Raw genomic sequence first — 14,327 nt, 5'->3', positions numbered from 1 at the left:
AAGGACCCCGCCATGAACCCGGACGCATCCGCCTTCACCCTCATCGCCGAACTCCAGGCCCAGCCGGGCCTGGGCGATACCCTGCAACGCGAACTGCAGGCGCTGATCGCGCCTACCCTGAGCGAGCCCGGCTGCCAGGGATATACCCTGCACCGCTCCAGCGACGACACCGACTTGCTGCTGATCTACGAACACTGGCGTTCGCGCGCGGCGCTCGAGGCGCACATGGCCATGCCTTATCTGCGCGACTTCTTCGCGCGCACGCCGCAGCTGTTGTCCGAACCGGTACGCCTGCGCTACTTCGCATCGGCGCTGCCGGCCGCCTGATTCCTCCTTCCCCCACCGGAGCAACGACATGAACACCCGCACTCTCGGCCCGCAGGGCCCGCGCGTTTCCGCGCTAGGCCTGGGCTGCATGGGCATGAGCTTCGCCTACGGCCCCGCCGACCAGGACGAGGCCGTCGCCACCCTGCATCGCGCGCTCGACCTGGGCGTTACGTTTCTCGACACCGCCGACGTCTACGGCCCGCACACCAACGAGCGACTGCTCAACCGCGCGCTGCAGGGACGCCGCGACCAGGTGTTCCTGGCTAGCAAGTTCGGCATCCTGATGGATCCCGCGCAGCCGCAGCTGCGCGGCGTGAACGGCCGTCCGGAGTACGTACGCGCCAGCATCGAAGGCAGTCTGCAACGTCTGGGCACCGATCATCTGGATTTGTACTACCTGCATCGCGTCGATCCGAACGTACCGATCGAGGACACCGTCGGCGCGATGGCCGAGCTGGTCGCGCAAGGCAAGGTGCGTTACCTCGGCTTGTCCGAGGCATCGGCGGCCACCTTGGAACGTGCGCATGCGGTGCATCCCATCACCGCGCTGCAGAGCGAATACTCGCTGTGGACGCGCGATGTCGAGCGCAACGGCGTGCTGGAAACCTGCGCGCGGCTGGGCATCGGCTTCGTACCCTATAGCCCGCTGGGCCGCGGCTTTCTGACCGGTCAGATCGCGTCGGCCGGCGATCTGCAGAGCGACGATTTTCGCCTGCAGACGCCGCGCTTCCAGGGCGAGAACTTCCAGCGCAACCTCGTGCTCGCCGAGACGGTGAAGACGCTGGCTACCGGCAAGGGCTGCACGCCCGCGCAGCTGGCGCTGGCCTGGGTGCTGGCACAGGGCGAGCACCTCGTGCCGATTCCCGGCACCAAGCGGCGCAAGTATCTGGACGACAACGTCGGCGCGCTGGACGTGCGCTTGGACGCAGGCGATCTGGCCGCGCTGGATGCGGCGTTCGCGCCGGATGCGATCGCGGGCGATCGTTATTCGGCGGTGGGCATGACGATGGTCGGCCATTGAGGCCTCGCCGGTTGCGACGCCGCCGCCCGTAGTGGCGGTGGATTCGTAGGCAAGCTCGGCATGGGGGTAGGAGCGGCGCAAGCCGCGGCCGGCGTCGTAGCCGGAGCGGCGCGATCGCGGCTTACGCCGCTCCCACAGAAGGCGGCGAGTGCTCGCGTTCGCCTGCATCCAAGCGCACGCGCAGCTTGGGGTAGGAGCGACGTAAGTCGCGACCTGCGTCGTAGCCGGAGCGGCGCGATCGCGGCTTACGCCGCTCCCACAGAAGGCGGCGAGTGCTCGCATTCGCCTGCATGCAAGCATGCGCGGGGCTTTGGGGTAGGAGCGACGTAAATCGCGACCTGCGTCGTAGCCGGAACGGCGCGATCGCGGCTTACGCCGCTCCCACAGAGGGCGGCGAGTGCTCGCATTCGCCTGCATCCAAGCACGCGCGGGGCTTTGGGGTAGGAGCGGCGCAAACCGCGACCTGCGTCGTAGCCGGAACGGCGCGATCGCGGCTTACGCCGCTCCCACAGACGGCGGCGAGCGCCCGCATTGCTGGAACCCGTATCGCGAGCAGGCGGTCGCGGTCTATGGCCGAAGAAAATCCCCCGCGGTGGGCCACTCCCGCGCCACAGCGAGCATCGGGCGACGACGTCGCTCTCTGTGGGAGCGGCGTAAGCCGCGATCGCGAACTCCAGCGCCCGGCGCGGGCATCCCGCTGGCGCCCAGGCCCATGTTCGATGGTAGGGTCGCCATCACCGATCGTGCTGCGGCGCCGTTCGCGTCTGGTCTAGCATCGAGCCCTCGCCCACGGACCCCCTGCCCCGCATGCGCCTGCCCGCCCTTTTGATCGCCAGCACCCTGTTCGCGACGACCGCCGCCGCGCAGACCGCGCCCACGCCCGAGCTCGACCGCGCCGCGCGCGCCGTGCAGGCCGACGTGGTCGGCTGGCGCCGCGACCTGCACCAGCACCCGGAGCTGGGCAACAACGAAGTGCGCACCGCCAAGCTGATCGCCGATCAACTACGCCGGATCGGGCTGGAACCCAAGACCGGCATCGCCCACACCGGCGTGGTCGCGGTGCTGAAGGGCGGCCGTCCCGGCCCGCGCATCGCGATCCGCGCCGACATGGACGCGCTGCCGGTGACCGAGCCGGCCGGGCTGGCGTTCGCGTCCAAGGTCACCACCACCTATCGCGGCCAACCGGTGGGCGTGATGCACGCCTGCGGGCACGACGCGCACGTGGCGATCCTGCTGGGCGTGGCGACCGCGCTGGCGGCGCAGAAGGCGACGCTGCCGGGCGAGGTGATGTTCGTGTTCCAGCCGTCCGAGGAAGGTCCGCCCAAGCCGGGCGAGCCCTTCGGCGCCGCGCTGATGCTGGAGCAGGGCGTGTTCCGCGACTTCAAGCCCGAGGCGGTGTTCGGCCTGCACGTGTGGGCGGGCCTGCCGGTGGGCAGCATCGGCGTGCGCGCCGGCCCCTCGCTGGCCAGCGCCGACGAGTGGAGCCTGACCGTGCGCGGCAAACAGACCCACGGCTCGCGGCCCTGGGACGGCGTCGACCCAATCACCGTCGGCGCGCAGATCCTGCTGGCCTCGCAGAGCATGATCGCGCGTCAGGTCAATATCGCCGCGACGCCGGTGGTGCTGACCGCCGGCCAGTTCAACAGCGGCGTGCGCTTCAACATCATCCCCGACGAAGCCAAGCTGGTCGGCACCCTGCGCACCTTCGATGCGGACGTGCGCGAGGACGTGATCGCGCGCTTCCGACGCACCGCGCAGGATCTGGCGCATGCCAGCGGGGCCAGCGCCGAACTCACGGTGGTCAACAATGCGCCGGCCACCATCAATAACCCGGCGTTGACGCAGCGCGTGCGGCCCTCGCTGCAACGCGCGGTCGGCGCGGACAAGGTGGTCGAGATGCCGATGGTGACGGTGGCCGAGGATTTCTCGCAGTTCGCCAATACCGTGCCCGGTGTGTATTTCTTCGTCGGCTCGACCGCGGCGGGCATCGATCCGGCCAAGGCCCCGATCAATCATTCGCCGCAGTTCGTGCTCGACGAGGGCGCCTTGGACGTGGGCACGCGGGCGATGCTGCAGTTGGCGCTGGATTACCTGGGCGGCGCGCCGCAGGGTTGAGCATCCCGCCCCGGGGTAGGAGCGGCGCGAGCCGCGACCGCCAAACTTCGATCGGCAGCGCAGCTCACAACGCAGGCGTAGTGGCGCGGTCGCGGCTCGCKGGTGACTCGTGACCCAAGGATTCCCCATCGGACGCCGCTTCTACCGAGGCTTTCTGTGGGAGCGGCGTGAGCCGCGATCGCGGACCTCACTGGCCTGCGTCAGGGTCGGGGCTTGCGTAATCGCGGCTTACGCCGCTCCCACAGGGAAAGGGGCGTGCGCGAGCGGGACCGCCATCGACTCCGCAGGGCCCCAACGCCAATCGACCAAGGTCGGGCAGTTCCGCAGGCAGGGCATCGGCTAGGATCGGGACTTTCCCTCCGGAGTCCGTCGATGAAGCGTCCGCTGTCCGTCGCGTTGAGCTGCGCCCTGCTCGCCCTGCCGCTGGCCGCCAGCGCGCAATCGGCGCAACGTCCGGAGGTGCAGGCCGCGGCGGCCAAGGTGAAGGACCAGGTGATCGCCTGGCGGCGCGACTTCCACCAGCACCCCGAGCTGTCCAACCGCGAGGAACGCACCGCGGCCAAGGTCGCCGAGCACCTGCGCGCGCTGGGCCTGAAGCCGCGCACCGGCATCGCCCGCCACGGCGTGGTCGCGATCATCCAGGGCGGCAAGCCCGGGCCCAAGCTCGCGCTGCGCGCCGACATGGACGCGCTGCCGGTGACCGAACAGGTCGACCTGCCGTTCGCATCCAAAGTCACCACCCAGTTCAACGGCCAGACCACCGGCGTGATGCACGCCTGCGGCCACGACGCCCATACCGGCATCCTGCTCGGCGTGGCCGACGCGCTGGTGGCGATGAAGGACGAGCTGCCCGGGCAGGTGATGCTGGTGTTCCAGCCCTCCGAGGAAGGCGCGCCCGGCAACGAGGAAGGCGGCGCATCGCTGATGCTCAAGGAAGGCCTGTTCAAGGACTTCAAGCCCGACGCCATGTTCGGCCTGCACGTGTTCTCGACCCTGCAGGTCGGCCAGATCGGCGTGCGCCAGGGCCCGCTGATGGCGGCCTCGGACCGTTTCAGCATCAAGATCAAGGGCCGCCAGACCCACGGCTCGCGGCCCTGGGGCGGCATCGATCCCATCGTCGCCGCGGCCGACGTGATCGGCAGCGCGCAGACCATCGTCAGCCGCCGCACCGACATCGCCAAGCTGCCGGCGGTGGTGACCTTCGGCGCGATCAAGGGCGGCATCCGCTACAACATCATTCCCGACGAAGTCGAAATGGTCGGCACCATCCGCACCTTCGACGAAGGCATGCGCGCGAAGATCTTCGCCGACTTGAAGAACGTCGCCGACCACGTCAGCGCCGCGCACGGCGCGACCGCGGTGTCGGCGGTGCCCGACAGCGAGGGCAACCCGGTCACCTACAACGACCCGGCCCTGACCGCGCGCATGCTGCCCAGCCTCAAGGCCGTGGCCGGCGACGCCAACGTGGTGGAGCCGTCGCTGCAGATGGGTGCGGAGGATTTCTCCTACTACGCCAAGGAAGTGCCGGCGATGTTCTTCTTCGTCGGCGCGACCGAGAAGGGCGTGGACCCGGTGACCGCGCCCAGCAATCATTCGCCGCAGTTCAAGCTGGACGAGTCGTCTCTGGATTTGGGTTTGCGCGCGTTGTTGCAGGTGACGCTGGATTATTTGCATCAGCCCAAGGGTTGAACGCCGCCGAGTTCGCGCGCTGTTTAGGCCGTCTCCTGCTTGTAGCCCTCTCCCGCTTGCGGGGTGAGGGGCAGCGTTTGCGAGCCATAGTCTCGCGCTGCACCGAACGCCCGACCGCTGTGCGGTCGGGCCGGGGTGGGGGTTGGGGTGAAGGCTGACGCGAGGCGTGGGCTTCAACCACAGGCGCTGCCCTCATCCGCCCTGCGGGCACCTTCTCCCGCAAGCGGGAGAAGGGAGCAGTGGCGGGAGAAGGGAGCAGTGGCGGGAGAAGGGAGCAGTGGCGGGAGAAGGGAGCGGCGGCGGGAGAAGGGAGCAGCGAAAGAGGGAGCCGCAATAGAGGGAACCGCGAAGCTTCGCCGCCGACGCGCCGCGCCTCACAGCTCACCACCCGAATACGGGTCGATGTCGTACGCATACCGTTCCGCCAAGTGGCCAGGCTGCGCCTGCACGCGCGCGACCCAGGCACGGAACTGCGGGTATGGCCCCAGGTCCAAACCCGCGTCCTCAGCCCGGCTCGCATACGCATACAGGGCGATATCCGCGATGCTGTAATCCTCGCCGGCCGCGAACGGGCGCTGCGCGAACTCCGATTCCAGGATCCCCAGCGCGCGCAAGGCCGCGCCGCGCTTGGCTTCGATCAAGGCCGGCGCGCGCTGCGGCAGCTTGCCGGTCAGGGTCCAGTAGCGCAGCGAGCCGATGCTCATCTCCACGTACTGCTGCTCGAACGACAGCCACTGCCGCACCTTGGCCTGCGCGAACGCGTCGTCGGGCAGGTAGGCCGAACCCTGCGCCAGGTAGTCGAGGATGGCGTTGGACTCGGCCAGCACGCGCCCGTCCTCGAGCTCGATCGCCGGCACCGCGCCGGTCGGGTTGATGCGGCGGTAGTCGTCGCGGCGGCCCTCGCCCTCGAAGATGCTGACGATGCGTGTGCGGTAGGGGCGCTGCAGGTGCTGCAGCAGCTGGCGGATCTTCCAGGCGTTTTGCGAAGGCAGGTAGTCGTACAGGGTGAGCATGGCGCGGGTTCCGAGGGCAATGGCGCCAGTCTCGGCCGCCGCGTACGGGCGCGATATCCGATTCTTGCGACGGCGACAGGGCCGCGCGCGGCATGCGGGTAAAATGCGCGCATGACCCAAGAACTCCCCCTCGGCCGCCACGTCGACTACCCGCGCGAGTACGACCCCTCGCTGCTGTTCCCGATCGCGCGCGCGCTCGGCCGCTCGCACATCGGCCTGTCCGATCAGGCCCTGCCCTTCGTCGGCCTGGACCGCTGGCATGCCTACGAGCTGAGCTGGCTGGACCCGCGCGGCAAGCCCTGCATGGCCACCGCCACCCTGACGGTGCCCGCCGATTCGCCCAACCTGGTCGAGTCCAAGTCGCTCAAGCTCTACCTAAACTCCTACAACGCCTCGCGCTTCGACAGCGCCGAGGCGGTGCGCGCGCGCATCGTCGCCGACCTGAGCGCATCGGCTGGCGCCCCGGTCGAGGTCGTCTTCGGCCTGCCGCCGGTACGCGAAGCCCAGGCCGTATCGCTGGACGACCTGGACGTGGCGATCGACGACTACGGCCCGCCCAACGCCGCCCATCTGGCCGCCGACCCGGCCATGGTCGTCGAGGAGACCCTGAGCAGCGGCCTGCTGAAGTCCAACTGCCCGGTCACCGGCCAGCCCGACTGGGCGCGCGTGGACATCGCCTATCGCGGACCGCGCCTGGACCGGGCCGGGCTGCTGCGCTACCTGGTCTCGTTCCGCGACCACGCCGAGTTCCACGAGCAATGCGTGGAGCGGATCTTCGCCGACCTGCTGCGCCTGGCCGCCCCGCAGGCCCTGTCGGTGGAGGCGCGCTACACCCGCCGCGGCGGCCTGGACATCAACCCCTGGCGGGCCACGGCGGGTTTTTTGCGCCCACAGGCACACCGCGATGAACGTCAATAAGACCGGCCCCTGACGTTCACACGGACGCAATGCCTTTTTAACAATCGGCATGTCATCGTGCTTTCGCCAATTCGGCAGGAGCACGTAAACCCATGACTACCCCGGACAAGAAAGCCGATTTCTCCGACGTGCAGAGCAGCGTCGACAGCACCGAGCAGGTAACCCAGCGGGCCGACTTCAGCGACGTCCAATCCTCGGTTAGCTCCACCGAAGACATCACGTCGTCGACGGCGCCCACGGATCAGACCTACACGGTGGAAAAGGGCGACACGCTGTCGCACATCGCCAAGCAGTTCTACGGCAAGGCGAACAAGTGGAACGCGATCTTCGAGGCCAATCGCGACCAGCTCGACGATCCCGACAAGATCAAGCCCGGTCAGGTGCTGAAGATCCCCGCGATCGAAGATTGATTCCTACGACAGATCCGCCGGGAGCACGAGTTCCGGGCGCGGTCGAATGCCTGTTCGCACCTATTCCAGGAGAAACACCATGATGATCCGTAACCGCATGCACTACGCCCTGGCCGCCGCTCTGGTGGCCTCGCTGGCCCTGGCCGGCTGCAAGAAGAAGGAAGAACCCGTAGCCGTGACCCCGCCGCCGGCCGCCGAGCCGGTCGCGCCGACCCCGGCGCCGGCGCCGATGGCCGCCACCGCGGCCGTCGCCAGCGTCGACCTGGGCAGCGCCGTGGGCGCCGACAAGAAGGTCACCGCGCCGGCGACCACCTTCAAGCCGAAGGACACGATCTACGTCGCCATCTCCACGTCCACCTCCGACCCGGCCGCGACCGTGCCGGCGAAGCTGGGCGCGAAGTGGACCTTCCAGGACGGCCAGACCGTGAAGGACGACAGCGCCGACGCTCAGCTGATGGGCCCCGGCGTGACCAACTTCAGCATCAACAGCCCGAAGGGTTTCCCGACCGGCAAGTACAAGGTCGACGTGTCGCTGGACGGCGCCGTGGTCCAGTCGAAGGAATTCGAGGTCAAGTAACTCTCTCCCCGCCTGATGGGCGGGCAAGCCCGGGCGCGGTTCCTCGAGGACCGCGCCCTTTTTTTGTCCGCGATTCCGGCTGCCTGCGCTCAGCCGCCCGGGAATTCGCCGTCCAGGTAGTACCAGCGGCCGTCCTCGCGCAGGAAGCGGCTGACTTCGTGCAGGCGCACCGCCGAGCCGCCGCCGACCCGGTAGCGGGCGACGAACTCGACCGTGGCGCGGTCGCCGTCGGCGCCGTGCCGCTTCACCTCCAACCCCAGCCAGCGCGTGGCGGCCGGGTCCAAGGCCAGTTCGGCCGGGCGCGTGCTCGGGTGCCAGGTCGCCAGGACGTAGTCGCGCAGGCCCAGCACGTAGGCGCTGTAGCGCGAGCGCATCAGGGCCTGGGCGTCGGCGGCCGCGGCGCCCGCGTGCAGCGGCCCGCAGCAGGCGGCGTAAGGGCGGGCGGGGTCGCAGGGGCAGGCGGACATGCGGGCTTTCCGGGTCGGTCGGCCGCGAAAACCGCGGCCGGGAGGCGAATTCTCGGCGAGCGCACGCCGCTGCGACTACCATGCGCGTCCCGAACCCCGCTGCGCGACCTGCCATGAAACCGCCCGCCTACCTCGACGACGCCCAGATCGAACGCCTCGCCGACCTGCTCGACCAACGCGCCGTCCCGTTCAAGGGCTTCAATCTGGAGGCGCTGGACGGCTTCCTGTCGGCGCTGGTGGTCGCGCCCGAGACCGTGCCCGCGGACGAGTGGCAGCCCGTGGTCTGGGGCGGCAACCCGCCGCGCTGGAGCGACGAGGCCGAGGCGGCTCAGGTCGAGGCGCTGTTGCAGGGCCACTGGAACATGGCCTCCGCGCGCGTGCGCCACGGCGACGACGACCTGCCCGACCACCTGGCGCCGCTGCTGTGGCTGCCCGAGGACGTGGAAGTCGACCAGGGCGACGACCTCGACGTCGGCCGCGACTGGGCCTTCGGCTTCTTCCGCGGCGTCGAACTGCGCGAAACCGCGTGGGAAGGCTGGCTGGACGAGAACGACTGGATGGACGAGATCTTCGTCCTGTTCGACCGCCTGGCCAGCGGCGAAGTGCTGGGCGAGGACCCGGAAGCGCCGGGCACGCCGATCAGCTACCGCGAGCGCCTGGAGATCGTCTCCAGCCTGCCCGGCATGCTGGCCGACCTGCACCACCACCGCATCGAAGCCCTGACCCCGCGCGAACCGCTGCGCCGCGCGGACACGCCGGACCGCAACGACGCGTGTTCTTGCGGGAGTGGGAAGAAGTACAAGAAGTGCTGCGGGGCTTGAGCCGGTAGCGCCGTTTGCGCGCTGCGGCAGGCAAGCGTCGGGCGTCGTTCCCGCTCAGGCGGGAATGACGCGCCAAACAAGCGCGCGAGCGACTCCGACGCTTGCTTGATCCACCGCACTCCTCGTAACCCCTCTCCGCGCTTCCACCATGCAGAGCTCCTCCCACCCCTGCCTCAGCTGCGGCGCCTGCTGCGCCCACTTCCGCGTCGCCCTGCACTGGAGCGAAACCGACGCCTTCGATGCCAAGGGCACACCGGCCGAGTTGACCGAAACGTTGGACGCCCACCGCGTCGCGATGCGCGGCACCTACGGCGGTCGCAGCCTGCGCTGTATCGCGCTGCAAGGCGATATCGGCGTGTCCGCACACTGCGGCGTCTACGCGCAGCGACCGTCGCCCTGTCGCGAACTGCAAGCAGCATGGGAGTACGGCGAACCTAGCCCGCAATGCGACAAAGCGCGCATCGCCTATGGCTTGGCTCCTCTGACGCCGGAACAATGGTCGCAACAGCAAGCCCGCTAGCGCTTGCAGTGGCGCCAACCCTACGACTCGAGTCGATCGCAACTAGCGAGCCGACCGAACGAAGTACAGCTGCTTGTGCCCTTTGGCCTCGTACTGCGCGCGTATCCTCTCGGCCACTTCGGGCTGTTGATAACGCTCGATCAGGAACTCGTTTCCGTTGTCGTCCAAACGGTACAGCAACCACCGCCCCGGCCCCAGCACCGGACTGACCCAAGGCAAGTCGGCTTCCGACAGCGCCATCGCTGTCAGGATCTCGATCAGGTCCAAACGCGTGTCGGGCGATGTACCCGCTACGGAAATACTGACCCGCTGCGCGGCGTCAGGCCCTTGCGGATGGGCCTGCGCAAGACAAACGCAATTGCCTAGCGCGAGCACGGCGCCACGGACCCGTCCCAGGCCCGGCTCCTCGAATTCCTCCAGCGTGAGTTGCCACTTCGCGGCGAACTCATCCGCCCTCCAGGGCAGAACGCAGACAGGAATCGCGGCTACCGTTTCATGCCATCGCGCGTTGTCTACCCGAATCACACTCATGCTTCGCTGGCTCCGACTTGCATTCGCGTCGATGTCAGATTCCAAGGCGGATCGCGGAAAGCTTGTGGTCCGGCGGAATCAGGTCCGCCGCGCGCTCCATGGGAAGCTTGCGCGTGGTGATGTCGTACCAGACCTCATCGGCATCGCATTCGTCGCCCAAATGCATCAGGTCGAGCACACCCACGAACTCGAAATGGATCGGGTTTCCGTCGCTATTGCGAGACTGCCGCTTGGCCGACCGGCCTCGCTGCTTGGCATACGCCAGCGCCTTACGCGCGGTCGCGGCACGAAACACGATGATCCGCTCCTCGCAGGTGCGCATCACACCCGGGTCGCCGTCGACCATCACACGAAACTGAAACAGCAACTTCGCGGCAAAACGTTCGCCAGCCTCGATCCCGGTCGTGCCAGATTCGACTGCCTCTTTCGCGCTGCTCATCGGACCTCCTGACGCCGCTCACCGGGCCGTCAACACCTGAGCCCGGGAACCAGCCCCCAGGCACGGAATGCATCATTCCACATCGAACGGTCCCGATGCCGCCTCGGCCTTTGCCACGCCCCGCCCGAACCGCGACAATGGCGGGCCGGATCGCAGCGCCATCGCGACCCGCCAGAACCCTGCTTCGCCCATGCGCTTGCGCACGGGACGGCCCCACTGGAGATCGTAATGACCGAGTTCGTAGCGACGCCGCCCGCAGGCGGCGCCAAGATCACCAAGACCCCGACCGGCCTGAATGTGCCGGATCGTCCGATCATCCCGTTCATCGAAGGCGACGGCACCGGCCCGGATATCTGGCGCGCGTCCGTGCGCGTGCTCGATGCGGCCGTGGCCAAGGCCTACGGCGGCGCCAAGAAGATCGAGTGGCTCGAGGTCTATGCCGGCGAGAAAGCCAACAACACCTACGGCACCTGGCTGCCCGACGGCACCGTGCAGGCCTGCCGCGATTACCTGGTGAGCATCAAGGGCCCGCTGACCACGCCGGTCGGCGGCGGCATCCGCTCGCTCAACGTCGCCCTGCGCCAGATGCTGGACCTGTACGTCTGCCTGCGCCCGGTGCGCTGGTTCGAGGGCGTGCCCTCGCCGGTCAAGAAGCCGGGCGACGTCGACATGGTGATCTTCCGCGAGAACACCGAGGACATCTACGCCGGCATCGAGTGGGCCGGTGGCAGCGCCGACGCGCAGAAGGTGCTGGACTTCCTGCAGAAGGAATTCCCGCAGGCCTTCGACAAGATCCGTTTCGGCACCGCCGACAAGAACGGCGCCTGGCTGAAGGAGCTTGAGGCCATCGGCGCGCCGGCGCGCGAGCTGCCGGTCGAAGTCGGCCTGGGCATCAAGCCGGTCAGCCGCCTGGGCACCGAGCGCCTGGTCCACAGCGCGATCGCCTACGCCATCGAGAACAAGCGCAAGTCGGTGACCCTGGTCCACAAGGGCAACATCATGAAGTACACCGAAGGTGGCTTCCGTGATTGGGGCTACCAGGTGGCGCGCGACTTCTTCGGTGCGGTCGAGCTGGACGGCGGCCCCTGGCACGTGATTCCGGAAGGCAAGCCGGGCGCGGGCCTGGTCATCAAGGACGCGATCGCCGACGCCTTCCTGCAGCAGATCCTGCTGCGTCCGAAGGAGTACGACGTCTCGGCCACGTTGAACCTCAACGGCGACTACCTCTCCGACGCGCTCGCCGCGCAGGTCGGCGGTATCGGTATCGCGCCGGGCGCCAACATCAACTACGTGACCGGCCACGCCGTGTTCGAGGCCACTCACGGCACCGCGCCGAAGTACGCCGATCTGGACAAGGTCAATCCGGGTTCGGTGATCCTGTCGGGCGAAATGATGCTGCGTTACCTGGGTTGGACCGAAGCCGCCGACGCGATCATCGCGGCGATGGACCAGGCCATCGCCAGCAAGCGCGTGACCTACGATTTCGCCCGTCTGATGGACGGCGCGACCGAGGTGAAGTGCTCGGAGTTCGCCGACGAGATCATCAAGCATCTCTGAGGCGGCGACGCTGGCATCGGATTATGACAAAGGGCGCTACGGCGCCCTTTGTTTTGGCCGAGTCCCGAATGGATTGGCGCGTTCAGGCAAGTGAAATCGCGCGCCGCGGCGCCCCCTCACTTGATAGGCCCGCGGAAAGCTGGCAGTTTCCTCGCGACGAGCACCGCCTCGCGCCCGCACAGGAAAGGATTTCCGATGGCCGACCCGACCCCCGTACTCCCCTACGACGCGTCCCACCCCGATCACGCCCGCTATCAGAAAGTCTTCGATGGCGTGAAAGCCACCGGGCAGTGGAACGACGCCGAATCCCGCAACGTCGCCGCCGGGCTGTACGACCAGCTCAAGCGCAACCCGCAAATGGGCGACTTCGACCGCATCGTGGTCGGCAAGCCCGATGCCGCCGTGCCCTCGGTGTTCGCGATGAAGGGCGCCGGCACGCCGCCCGACGCGCAGCCTTGGGTCAGCGTGCCGACCGCGATGGCCAAGACCAGCGCCGACCAGACCCTGAGCGCCTACGCGCACACGCCGCAGGTCGGCAAGGACGGTTACCTCACCGATCCGGGCATCACCAAGCAGCCGATCGCGGCGCTGGAGAAGGGAACGCTCAAGGACGTCCACGCGGTGGTCATGCACCGCACCGAGGGCTCGACCGCGCAAGGCGCGTTGAACTCGTTCAAGACCGGCACCGGCACCCACTTCCTGATCGACAAGGACGGCACGATCTACCAGACCGCCAGCCTCAATCAGCAGACCCAGCATGTGGGCAAGATCCGCGGCCGCTGCGTCGAGGAAGGCAATTGCTCGAAGGAAGAGAAGGCGTTCTTCGACAAGACCGGCTGGAACCCGAAGGCGATCCACGATCACGAGAAGGCCAAGCCCTATCCGGACCGTTTCCCGATGAACTCCGACAGCGTCGGCATCGAGGTGGTCGGCAGCTACAACAGCAAGACCAAGACCTGGGACGCGCCGACGCCCGAGCAGACCGCGTCGATCAACAAGCTGGTGGGCACGCTGCAAAAGGAATACGGGCTCAATGACAAAGACGTCTACAAACACGATGCCATCTCGTACAAGACCCTGGGCGAGGGCGCGGATCTGTATGTGCCTGGCAATCGCACTCCCCCTCCTACCATCGTGCAGCCATCCGGGCCCACCCGCTAAGTCCGGCGCCGCCTCCGCGATCACGGTCACGCGCGTCGATCGCGCGGTGTTCGATGCCGCCTCGGGCAAGGACCCCACGCTTAAGCCCCGCTGCGAGGCATGGACACTGAGCGATAAACAGGTGGCGAATTACTTCGCCGCCGCGCGCGAGTACCCCGACGGCACCCACGACGCCTATTACTGGCTGCCCTGCTCGATCAAGGGCAGCCTGCGCGCGGGCGGCCAGGATTGGGAGTTCGAGATCAACGCCGCCGCCACCGCGACCTGGACGCGCGGCGACAACGTGCGCAAGTGGGGCTGCGATGCGAAGGCCTGCGAGCCGCTGGTGCTGATGATGCCGGACGGCAATAACCCCTGAGCGAACGCGTGAGCGACGCCCCGCCGCCGCCCGTGGACTGCCGGGGCCGCCGCGTCCACGTCGGCTCGCGCGTACGTGTGCTGAAGATTTCAGCCTGGCTGGAACGCCAGATTCCCGCCGACGAGTTCGCGCGCCTGTCGTCGCTGGTCGGCCAGGTGCTGCCGATCAGCTAGATCGACGAATGGGGCGCGGCCTGGATCGAAGCCGAGTTCCCGCATTCGCCCGGACGCATCCACAGCCACGATCTGGCCTTGGATTCGGATGAGATGGAGTTGGTCGAGGATGGGGTTGGCGGTCCAGTGAGGTGACAGTCCGTGCCGTCGACGATATGGCTAGCGACGCGCGATCTATTCCGGCCACCAAAAAACTCACAAGCGGGGCCTGTTTCCGCCTCACGCGTCGC

At 68.0% G+C, this 14,327-nt stretch carries 16 protein-coding genes; 12 read left to right on the top strand and 4 right to left on the bottom strand.

All coding sequences use genetic code 11. From position 1 onward, the window contains the following. Window positions 1-12: 12 nt before the first annotated feature. From ASD69_RS10390 to ASD69_RS10375, 4 genes are all read left to right on the top strand, one after another. A complete protein-coding gene (locus ASD69_RS10390) occupies window positions 13-327 on the top strand; it encodes a putative quinol monooxygenase (RefSeq protein WP_056179785.1) in 315 nt (104 codons plus the stop codon). A gap of 28 nt (window positions 328-355) precedes the next feature. Further along, window positions 356-1,348: an aldo/keto reductase gene (locus ASD69_RS10385; protein WP_056177552.1), complete on the top strand. Its 993-nt coding sequence runs from the start codon at window positions 356-358 to the stop codon at window positions 1,346-1,348. 807 nt (window positions 1,349-2,155) lie between these two features. Then, window positions 2,156-3,463 carry an amidohydrolase gene (locus ASD69_RS10380; protein WP_056177550.1) on the top strand — a complete coding sequence of 436 codons (1,308 nt, stop codon included), beginning with the start codon at window positions 2,156-2,158 and terminating at the stop codon, window positions 3,461-3,463. A 372-nt stretch (window positions 3,464-3,835) separates the two neighbouring features. Then, window positions 3,836-5,152, top strand: a complete 1,317-nt coding sequence (locus ASD69_RS10375; RefSeq protein ID WP_056177548.1) for a M20 family metallopeptidase — start codon at window positions 3,836-3,838, stop codon at window positions 5,150-5,152. Between the two features lie 374 nt (window positions 5,153-5,526). Here ASD69_RS10375 and ASD69_RS10370 read toward each other — a convergent pair whose 3' ends face one another. After that, on the bottom strand, window positions 5,527-6,165 hold the full coding sequence (locus ASD69_RS10370; RefSeq protein ID WP_056177546.1) for a glutathione S-transferase family protein: 639 nt from the start codon (window positions 6,163-6,165) through the stop codon (window positions 5,527-5,529). 111 nt (window positions 6,166-6,276) lie between these two features. Here ASD69_RS10370 and queF point away from each other — a divergent pair, with 111 nt between their 5' ends. From queF to ASD69_RS10355, 3 genes are all read left to right on the top strand, one after another. Beyond that, window positions 6,277-7,083 (top strand): NADPH-dependent 7-cyano-7-deazaguanine reductase QueF, encoded by an 807-nt coding sequence (gene queF, locus ASD69_RS10365; RefSeq protein WP_056177544.1) that lies wholly within the window; start codon window positions 6,277-6,279, stop codon window positions 7,081-7,083. Between the two features lie 92 nt (window positions 7,084-7,175). After that, window positions 7,176-7,493, top strand: coding sequence for a LysM peptidoglycan-binding domain-containing protein (locus ASD69_RS10360; RefSeq protein ID WP_056177542.1), 318 nt, complete (start codon window positions 7,176-7,178; stop codon window positions 7,491-7,493). A gap of 79 nt (window positions 7,494-7,572) precedes the next feature. Further along, window positions 7,573-8,070, top strand: a complete 498-nt coding sequence (locus ASD69_RS10355) for a hypothetical protein (RefSeq protein WP_056177540.1) — start codon at window positions 7,573-7,575, stop codon at window positions 8,068-8,070. Between the two features lie 89 nt (window positions 8,071-8,159). Here the strand turns inward: ASD69_RS10355 and ASD69_RS10350 are convergent, their stop codons facing one another. Next, window positions 8,160-8,537 carry a YchJ family metal-binding protein gene (locus ASD69_RS10350; protein WP_056177538.1) on the bottom strand — a complete coding sequence of 126 codons (378 nt, stop codon included), beginning with the start codon at window positions 8,535-8,537 and terminating at the stop codon, window positions 8,160-8,162. 113 nt (window positions 8,538-8,650) lie between these two features. Between ASD69_RS10350 and ASD69_RS10345 the strand changes: the two genes are divergently transcribed. Continuing rightward, on the top strand, window positions 8,651-9,358 hold the full coding sequence (locus ASD69_RS10345) for a UPF0149 family protein (protein ID WP_056177536.1): 708 nt from the start codon (window positions 8,651-8,653) through the stop codon (window positions 9,356-9,358). A gap of 148 nt (window positions 9,359-9,506) precedes the next feature. Next, complete coding sequence (locus tag ASD69_RS10340; RefSeq protein ID WP_056177534.1) at window positions 9,507-9,878, top strand: YkgJ family cysteine cluster protein; 372 nt, start codon at window positions 9,507-9,509, stop codon at window positions 9,876-9,878. A gap of 42 nt (window positions 9,879-9,920) precedes the next feature. Here ASD69_RS10340 and ASD69_RS22470 read toward each other — a convergent pair whose 3' ends face one another. Together ASD69_RS22470 and ASD69_RS10330 are read right to left on the bottom strand one after the other, a co-directional pair. Continuing rightward, entirely contained in the window at window positions 9,921-10,409 is a 489-nt protein-coding gene (locus ASD69_RS22470; RefSeq protein WP_200943980.1) for a hypothetical protein, read from the bottom strand. 34 nt (window positions 10,410-10,443) lie between these two features. Continuing rightward, a complete protein-coding gene (locus tag ASD69_RS10330) occupies window positions 10,444-10,848 on the bottom strand; it encodes a DUF4288 domain-containing protein (RefSeq protein ID WP_056177532.1) in 405 nt (134 codons plus the stop codon). Window positions 10,849-11,076: 228 nt separating this feature from the next. Between ASD69_RS10330 and icd the strand changes: the two genes are divergently transcribed. From icd to ASD69_RS10315, 3 genes are all read left to right on the top strand, one after another. After that, window positions 11,077-12,405: an NADP-dependent isocitrate dehydrogenase gene (gene icd / locus ASD69_RS10325; protein ID WP_056177530.1), complete on the top strand. Its 1,329-nt coding sequence runs from the start codon at window positions 11,077-11,079 to the stop codon at window positions 12,403-12,405. Window positions 12,406-12,600: 195 nt separating this feature from the next. Continuing rightward, a complete protein-coding gene (locus ASD69_RS10320) occupies window positions 12,601-13,566 on the top strand; it encodes a peptidoglycan recognition family protein (protein WP_056177528.1) in 966 nt (321 codons plus the stop codon). Window positions 13,567-13,687: 121 nt separating this feature from the next. Next, on the top strand, window positions 13,688-13,924 hold the full coding sequence (locus tag ASD69_RS10315; protein ID WP_157499143.1) for a hypothetical protein: 237 nt from the start codon (window positions 13,688-13,690) through the stop codon (window positions 13,922-13,924). The last annotated feature ends 403 nt before the right edge of the window (window positions 13,925-14,327 follow it).

Source organism: Lysobacter sp. Root604 (assembly GCF_001427505.1).
Taxonomy (GTDB): Bacteria; Pseudomonadota; Gammaproteobacteria; order Xanthomonadales; family Xanthomonadaceae; genus Lysobacter.
This window is presented reverse-complemented; position numbering and strand designations above follow the sequence as displayed.

Coding starts and splice junctions, on each gene's coding strand:
- ASD69_RS10385 (WP_056177552.1), top strand. CDS start 356: ATGAACACCCGCACTCTCGGCCCGCAGGGCCCGCGCGTTTCCGCGCTA.
- ASD69_RS10380 (WP_056177550.1), top strand. CDS start 2,156: ATGCGCCTGCCCGCCCTTTTGATCGCCAGCACCCTGTTCGCGACGACC.
- queF (WP_056177544.1), top strand. CDS start 6,277: ATGACCCAAGAACTCCCCCTCGGCCGCCACGTCGACTACCCGCGCGAG.
- ASD69_RS10345 (WP_056177536.1), top strand. CDS start 8,651: ATGAAACCGCCCGCCTACCTCGACGACGCCCAGATCGAACGCCTCGCC.
- ASD69_RS10355 (WP_056177540.1), top strand. CDS start 7,573: ATGATGATCCGTAACCGCATGCACTACGCCCTGGCCGCCGCTCTGGTG.
- ASD69_RS10360 (WP_056177542.1), top strand. CDS start 7,176: ATGACTACCCCGGACAAGAAAGCCGATTTCTCCGACGTGCAGAGCAGC.
- ASD69_RS10330 (WP_056177532.1), bottom strand. CDS start 10,848: ATGAGCAGCGCGAAAGAGGCAGTCGAATCTGGCACGACCGGGATCGAG.
- ASD69_RS10340 (WP_056177534.1), top strand. CDS start 9,507: ATGCAGAGCTCCTCCCACCCCTGCCTCAGCTGCGGCGCCTGCTGCGCC.
- ASD69_RS10320 (WP_056177528.1), top strand. CDS start 12,601: ATGGCCGACCCGACCCCCGTACTCCCCTACGACGCGTCCCACCCCGAT.
- ASD69_RS10375 (WP_056177548.1), top strand. CDS start 3,836: ATGAAGCGTCCGCTGTCCGTCGCGTTGAGCTGCGCCCTGCTCGCCCTG.
- ASD69_RS10350 (WP_056177538.1), bottom strand. CDS start 8,537: ATGTCCGCCTGCCCCTGCGACCCCGCCCGCCCTTACGCCGCCTGCTGC.
- ASD69_RS22470 (WP_200943980.1), bottom strand. CDS start 10,409: ATGAGTGTGATTCGGGTAGACAACGCGCGATGGCATGAAACGGTAGCC.
- ASD69_RS10390 (WP_056179785.1), top strand. CDS start 13: ATGAACCCGGACGCATCCGCCTTCACCCTCATCGCCGAACTCCAGGCC.
- ASD69_RS10370 (WP_056177546.1), bottom strand. CDS start 6,165: ATGCTCACCCTGTACGACTACCTGCCTTCGCAAAACGCCTGGAAGATC.
- icd (WP_056177530.1), top strand. CDS start 11,077: ATGACCGAGTTCGTAGCGACGCCGCCCGCAGGCGGCGCCAAGATCACC.